Here is a 6,000-nt window from a genome sequence, read left to right as displayed (position 1 = left end):
CTGCAAACTTATCCTCGGGGATCGAACGCCTCACGCAAGGCGTCCCCGATAAACACCAGCAACGACAAGATCACCGCCAGCGCGAAAAACGCGGTAAAGCCCAGCCACGGCGCCTCCAGGTGCTGTTTGCCCTGGGTCACCAGCTCTCCCAGCGAAGCACTCCCGGCCGGCATGCCGAACCCGAGAAAATCCAGCGCAGTCAGGGTGGTGATCGCCCCGGTCAGCATGAACGGCACATAGGTCAGGGTTGCGTTCATGGCATTGGGCAGGATGTGCCGCAACATCACCTGGCTGTCCGGCAGGCCCAGCGCCCGGGCTGCCTTGACATACTCCAGGTTTCGTCCACGCAGAAACTCGGCCCGTACCACATCGACCAGCGTCAGCCAGGAGAACAGCGCCATGATCCCCAGCAACCACCAGAAATCCGGTTCGACAAAGCCGCTGAGGATGATCAGCAGGTACAGCACCGGCAAGCCTGACCACACCTCCAGCAGGCGCTGGCCGAGCAGGTCGACCCAACCGCCGTGGTAGCCCTGCAACGCGCCGGCTATCACGCCAATGAGCACGCTGACGACGGTCAGGGCAAACGCGAACAGCAGCGATACCCGCGTGCCGTACAGTACCCGCGCCAGCACATCGCGCCCTTGGTCGTCGGTGCCCAGCCAGTTGCTTGCACTTGGCGGGCTGGGGGTGGGGACTTGCAGGTCGTAGTTGGGGGTGTCGGCGCTGAACGGGATGGGCGCGAACAGCATCCAGCCGCCTTGTTCCGCGATCAGTTGGCGCACATACGCACTGCGGTAATCGGGCTGGAACGGCAACTGGCCACCAAACTGCTGCTCGGTGTAGCGCTTGAGTGCCGGCATGTACAGCTCGCCCTTGTAGCCCAGCAGCAGTGGTTTGTCGTTGGCCACCAGCTCTGCGCACATGCTCAACAGCATTAGGCCGGCGAACAGCCACAGCGAGACCCAGCCCAGGCGGTTGCGGCGAAAGCGTTGCAGGCGACGGCGCGAGACGGGGGAAAGCATCAGTGCGCCCTCGTATCGAAGTCGATGCGAGGGTCGAGCAACGTGTACGACAGGTCCCCGATCAGGCGGATCAACAGGCCCGCCAGGGTGAAGATGAACAGCGTGCCGAACACGACCGGGTAATCCCGCGACACCGCTGCGTCATAGCTCATGCGGCCCAGGCCATCGAGCGAAAAGATCACTTCGATCAGCAAGGATCCAGCGAAGAACACCGTTATCAGTGCCTGCGGCAACCCCGCTACCACCAGCAGCATGGCATTGCGCAGTACATGGCCATACAGCACCCGGCGTTCACTCAGGCCTTTGGCCCGGGCGGTGACCACGTATTGGCGGGAAATCTCGTCGAGGAAGGCGTTTTTGGTCAGCAACGTGAGGGTCGCGAAACCGCCAATCACCAAGGCGCCGACGGGCAGCACCAGGTGCCAGAAGTAGTCGGCAACCTTGCCCAGCAGGCTGAGTTCATCGAAGTTATCCGAAACCAGGCCGCGCACCGGAAACCAGTTGAGCGAGGTACCACCGGCGAACAGCACGATCAGCAGCAGGGCGAACAGGAACGAGGGCAGGGCATAGCCGACCACGATCAGCGCGCTGCTCCAGGCATCGAAGCGGCTGCCGTGGCGCACCGCCTTGCGAATGCCCAGCGGGATCGACACCAGGTAGGTGATCAGCGTGGCCCAGAAACCCAGCGACAGGGTCACCGGTAACTTGTCCAGGATCAGGTCCGTGACCGTGGTGCCGCGGAAGAAACTGTTGCCGAAGTCCAGCCGGGCATACTGGCCCAGCATCAGCCACAGGCGCTCGGGGGCGGACTTGTCGAAACCGTACTGGCGCTTGATCGCCTCGATCAGTTTCGGGTCCAGGCCTCGTGTGGCGCGGGAGTCACCGTGCACCACTTCGGCCCGTGCGCCGGGTGCGCCGCCGCCAAGCCCTTGCAGGCGCGCCACGGCCTGTTCTACCGGGCCACCCGGCGCAGCCTGGACGATGGCGAAGTTGACCAGCAGGATCGCCAGCAAGGTCGGGATGATCAACAACAGACGGCGCAGGATGTAGGTGGTCATGGCAAGGCCTTCTGGCGTTCAGCCATTTGCGCGTTGGTCAGCGGGGTGGGGCTTATCTCCCACCAGGTGTCCAGGCCTTCGTCATAGGCCGCCTGGACCTTGGGCAGGCCAAAGCGGTTCCACCAGGCGGTGGAGCTACCTGGCGGGTAGTAGTTGGGGATCCAGTAGTAGTTCCATTGCAGCACTCGGTCCAGGGCGCGTGCGTGCTGCAGCATGTCGGCCTGGGTGTCGGCACGCACCAGGCCATCGATCAGGCGGTCCACGGCCGGGTCTTGCAGCACCATCAGGTTGTTCGAGCCGGGGTCGTGGGCGGCTGCCGAACCAAAGTAGTTGTACAACTCGGCACCCGGCGACAGGGTAACCGGGTAGCCGGTGACGATCATGTCGTAGTCACGCGCCATCAGCCGGTTGACGTACTGGGCAGGGTCGACATTGCGGATGTTCAGGGTGACGCCTATCTGGGCCAGGTTGCGCTTCCACGGCAGCAGCAGGCGCTCCATGCCCGACTGGCCGTTGAGGAAGGTGAAGGCCAACGGTGTGCCGTCGCTGTTCACCAGGCGGTCGCCTTCGGGGTGCCAACCGGCTTGTTCAAGCAGGGCCAGGGCCTGCAACTGTTGTTTGCGGATGATCCCGGACCCGTCGGTGACCGGGGCGCTGAACACGGTGGTGAACACTTCTTCCGGTACGTTGCCGCGCAACGGCTCAAGCAGCTTCAGCTCGCCGGCATCCGGCAGCTTGCGGGCCGCCAGCGGAGTGTTGGAGAACACGCTTTGTTGGCGGATGTACATATTGCGCATCATCTGCCGGTTGCTCCACTCGTAGTCCCACAACATGCCCAGCGCCTGGCGCACCCGGCGGTCCTTGAACTGCGGCTGGTCGAGGTTGAACACGAAGCCTTGGGCTACTTGCGGTTTGGCCGGGCCAAGGTGGGCGCGTTGCAGGCGACCATCCTCCAGTTGCGCGCCGTTGTAACCCAGGGTGTAAGCGGTGGCGGAGAACTCGCGGTTGTAGTCGTAACCCCCGCCTTTGAGCACCTGCCGGGCCACCTCGGTATCGCCGAAGTACTCGATGCGCAGCGTGTCGAAATTGTAGCGGCCACGGCTGGCGGGGAGGTCGCGCGCCCACCAGGTGGGGTCGCGTTCGAAGGTGATGCTGCGGCCGTTGTCGATGCGCCCGATGCGGTAAGGGCCGCTGCCGACTGGCTTGTCAAAGCCGGCACCGTTGGCGAAGTCGCGTTGCTGCCAGTCGTGTTCGGGCAGTACCGGCAGGCTGGCGAGGTCCAGGGCCAGGGTGCGACCGTGCCCGGGCTTGAAGTCGAAGCGCACGCTGTGCGGGTTTTCCACGGTCACGCCAGTGACCTCGGCGAACTGGGTGCGGTACTTGAGGCTGCCTTTGTTCATCAACAGCTCGAAGGTGAAACGTACATCGTCGGCGCGCACCGGTTTGCCATCGGCGAAGGTGGCACGCGGGTCGATATTGAAACGCAGCCAGGCATCGTCGGGGCCGCGCTCCATACTATGGGCGATCAGGCCATAGACGGTATAGGGTTCATCGAAGGAGCGCACGGCCAGTGGCGCATACAACAGGCCATCCACTTCGCTGACGCCAATGCCTTTGTCGATGTATGGCAGAATGTGGTCGAACTGGCCGATCTCGATGGCCGAGCGGCGCAGGATGCCGCCCTTGGGGGCGTTGGGGTTGACGTAGTCGAAGTGCTGGAAGCTGGCGTTGTAGCGGGGGGCTTCACCGTAGACGGTGAGTGCGTGGGTGGGGGCGGCTTGGGTATTGAAAGCCAGACAAAGCAAGAACAGGCCCCACAAACCCTGTAGGAGCGGGCGTGCCCGCGAATGCGTCGGCCCAGGCAACGAGGTTGTCTGGTCTGGCCTATTCGCGGGCAAGCCCGCTCCCACACGGACTTTCATCGGCTGCGAGGACTTAGTCCTGGCGGCTGGTCACTTCCAGCAGGTGGTAGCCGAACTGGGTTTTCACCGGGCCTTGCACGGTGTTGACCGGTGCGCTGAACACCACGGTGTCGAATTCCTTGACCATCTGGCCTGGGCCGAACGAGCCCAGGTCACCGCCCTGACGGCTGGACGGGCAGGTGGAGTTGGCTTTGGCGATTTCAGCGAAGTCGGCGCCTGCTTCGATCTGGGCTTTGAGTTCGTTGCACTTATCTTCGGTGGCGACCAAGATGTGGCGGGCGGTTGCACGGGCCATGGGTACTGCTCCTTGGGGTAAAAAGGCAAGCCTAGCGCACTTGCTTGGGGTATGTCTCGCCAGGCTTGCAAGCTTCGCCTTACAGTTTTTGTGCCGCTTCGCGCAACAGGGTTTCGGTCGAGGCCCAGCCCAGGCAGCCGTCGGTGATCGACACGCCGTATTTCAGTGCGCCCTTGCCCAGCGCCTGACAGCCATCGAACAGGTGCCCTTCGATCATCACGCCGATGATCGAGCGATCGCCGGCCAGGCGCTGCGCCAGCACATCGTTGAACACGGCGGGCTGACGCGCCGGGTCCTTGCCGCTGTTGGCGTGGCTGCAATCGACCATGATGCTTGCGTGCAATCCAACCTTGGCCAGTGCCTGACGGGCCATGGCGATGCTGTGGGCATCGTAGTTGGGGCCTTTGTGGCCACCGCGCAGTACTAGGTGCGTGTCCGGGTTGCCCAGGGTTTCGATGATCGCCGGGTGGCCCTGCGCATCCATGCCGAAGTGGCGGTGCGGGTGGGCGGCGCTGCGCATGGCGTCGCTGGCGATGGCGATGCCGCCGTCGGTGCCGTTCTTGAAGCCGACTGGCAGCTCCAGGCCACTGACCATTTCCCGGTGAATCTGCGATTCGGTGGTGCGTGCGCCAATTGCGGCCCAGGCCAGCAGGTCGTCGAAGTAGCCGGCGGCCATCGGTTGCAGCAGCTCGGTGGCGATCGGCAGGCCGCGTTCGATCATGCTCAGCATCAACCCACGGGACAACGCGATGCCCGAGTGCATGTCGTCACTGCCATCGAGGTGCGGGTCGTAAGCGAGGCCTTTCCAGCCCACGGTAGTGCGCGGTTTTTCGACGTAGGCGCGCATCACCAGCAGCAGCTTGTTGCTGACTTCACGGCTGAGAGCGGCGAGGCGGTCGGCGTATTCCAGGGCTGAGCGAGGGTCGTGGATCGAGCAGGGGCCGACAATCACCAACAGGCGCGGATCGCGGCCTTCGAGGATGTCGCGGATGGCCTGGCGGTGGGCATGGACTTGCTGGGTGAGTTCGCTGGACAGCGGCATTTGCTGCTTGAGCAGGTGCGGGCTGGGCAGGCGCTTGCTGACGGTGGTGTTGGCTGCTTGCGGCTGGGTCAGGGGCAGGGCGAGGCTGGAAGCTTGCATGGCGTTTTTCCCTGGGCGGACGGCGGGTTCTGGCCCGCGTGGTCGGCCCTATCGAGGTGTTCGACAGATCGTTGAATTCGTATTGGCTGCTGCATTGCCACCTGTGGAAGACCGGTCGGAGGCGGCAGGCTGGCCCGAACGGGATTGGCTAAATCGCCAGGCATAGGTGTTTGCGTAGTAATAAGTGGCGTAGTTCATGAATCTGTCCTCAATGTGAATCGGTGTTGTTCAAAGGCCTGAAAAGCAAAACCCCCGGTCGGGGAGCCGACCGGGGGTTTGAGTATTCTCATGTTCGGCGGCCCCTCGAAGGTGGGCGCCGTGTGGGTATCGGCGCCTAGTGGCTAAACCAATACCCAAAGTAATAGCTGGCAGGTGCCACGCAGCCAGCAACGGCCAGCACAGGGCGCAGGGTGCGACCGGTGTGGTTGGCGTGGTTGCGGGTGTGTTTCGGCATGTTGCTCTCCAGTGAATGAGCCCGAGCTTACTTCAGTTCGTTCGGGCCATTCAATGGATAAATGCTATTGGGGTAATCATTAGTTTTTGTACTGGTTGGTTCAAT

The 6,000-nt window shown here is 63.2% G+C and carries 5 protein-coding genes; all 5 read right to left on the bottom strand.

The features are described 5' to 3' along the window. Nucleotides 1–8 precede the first annotated feature (8 nt). The 5 genes from ACF8MI_RS16970 to ACF8MI_RS16950 all read right to left on the bottom strand — a co-directional run bounded on the left by ACF8MI_RS16970 (nucleotide 9) and on the right by ACF8MI_RS16950 (nucleotide 5,441). Nucleotides 9–1,025: an ABC transporter permease gene (locus ACF8MI_RS16970; protein WP_060499313.1), complete on the bottom strand. Its 1,017-nt coding sequence runs from the start codon at nucleotides 1,023–1,025 to the stop codon at nucleotides 9–11. Continuing rightward, complete coding sequence (locus ACF8MI_RS16965; RefSeq protein ID WP_060499314.1) at nucleotides 1,025–2,083, bottom strand: microcin C ABC transporter permease YejB; 1,059 nt, start codon at nucleotides 2,081–2,083, stop codon at nucleotides 1,025–1,027. Before ACF8MI_RS16965 ends, ACF8MI_RS16970 begins: the two co-directional genes overlap by 1 nt. Next, nucleotides 2,080–3,879: an extracellular solute-binding protein gene (locus ACF8MI_RS16960; RefSeq protein WP_060499423.1), complete on the bottom strand. Its 1,800-nt coding sequence runs from the start codon at nucleotides 3,877–3,879 to the stop codon at nucleotides 2,080–2,082. The genes ACF8MI_RS16965 and ACF8MI_RS16960 overlap by 4 nt, the downstream gene beginning before the upstream one ends. Nucleotides 3,880–4,018: 139 nt before the next feature. Beyond that, complete coding sequence (locus tag ACF8MI_RS16955) at nucleotides 4,019–4,300, bottom strand: peptidylprolyl isomerase (RefSeq protein WP_054884552.1); 282 nt, start codon at nucleotides 4,298–4,300, stop codon at nucleotides 4,019–4,021. A gap of 79 nt (nucleotides 4,301–4,379) precedes the next feature. After that, nucleotides 4,380–5,441 carry a 3-deoxy-7-phosphoheptulonate synthase gene (locus tag ACF8MI_RS16950; RefSeq protein WP_156866969.1) on the bottom strand — a complete coding sequence of 354 codons (1,062 nt, stop codon included), beginning with the start codon at nucleotides 5,439–5,441 and terminating at the stop codon, nucleotides 4,380–4,382. Between the last annotated feature and the right edge of the window lie 559 nt (nucleotides 5,442–6,000).

Origin of the sequence: Pseudomonas sp. yb_9 (assembly GCF_043103635.1) — a bacterium.
GTDB lineage: Bacteria > Pseudomonadota > Gammaproteobacteria > Pseudomonadales > Pseudomonadaceae > Aquipseudomonas > Aquipseudomonas monteilii.
Note: the sequence above shows the minus strand (reverse complement) of the source record. Positions and strands in the feature narration are given on the sequence as shown.

Excerpts from the sequence above, each read along its gene's own strand:
- ACF8MI_RS16970 (WP_060499313.1), bottom strand. The coding sequence starts at position 1,025 with ATGCTTTCCCCCGTCTCGCGCCGTCGCCTGCAACGCTTTCGCCGCAAC.
- ACF8MI_RS16950 (WP_156866969.1), bottom strand. The coding sequence starts at position 5,441 with ATGCAAGCTTCCAGCCTCGCCCTGCCCCTGACCCAGCCGCAAGCAGCC.
- ACF8MI_RS16965 (WP_060499314.1), bottom strand. The coding sequence starts at position 2,083 with ATGACCACCTACATCCTGCGCCGTCTGTTGTTGATCATCCCGACCTTG.
- ACF8MI_RS16955 (WP_054884552.1), bottom strand. The coding sequence starts at position 4,300 with ATGGCCCGTGCAACCGCCCGCCACATCTTGGTCGCCACCGAAGATAAG.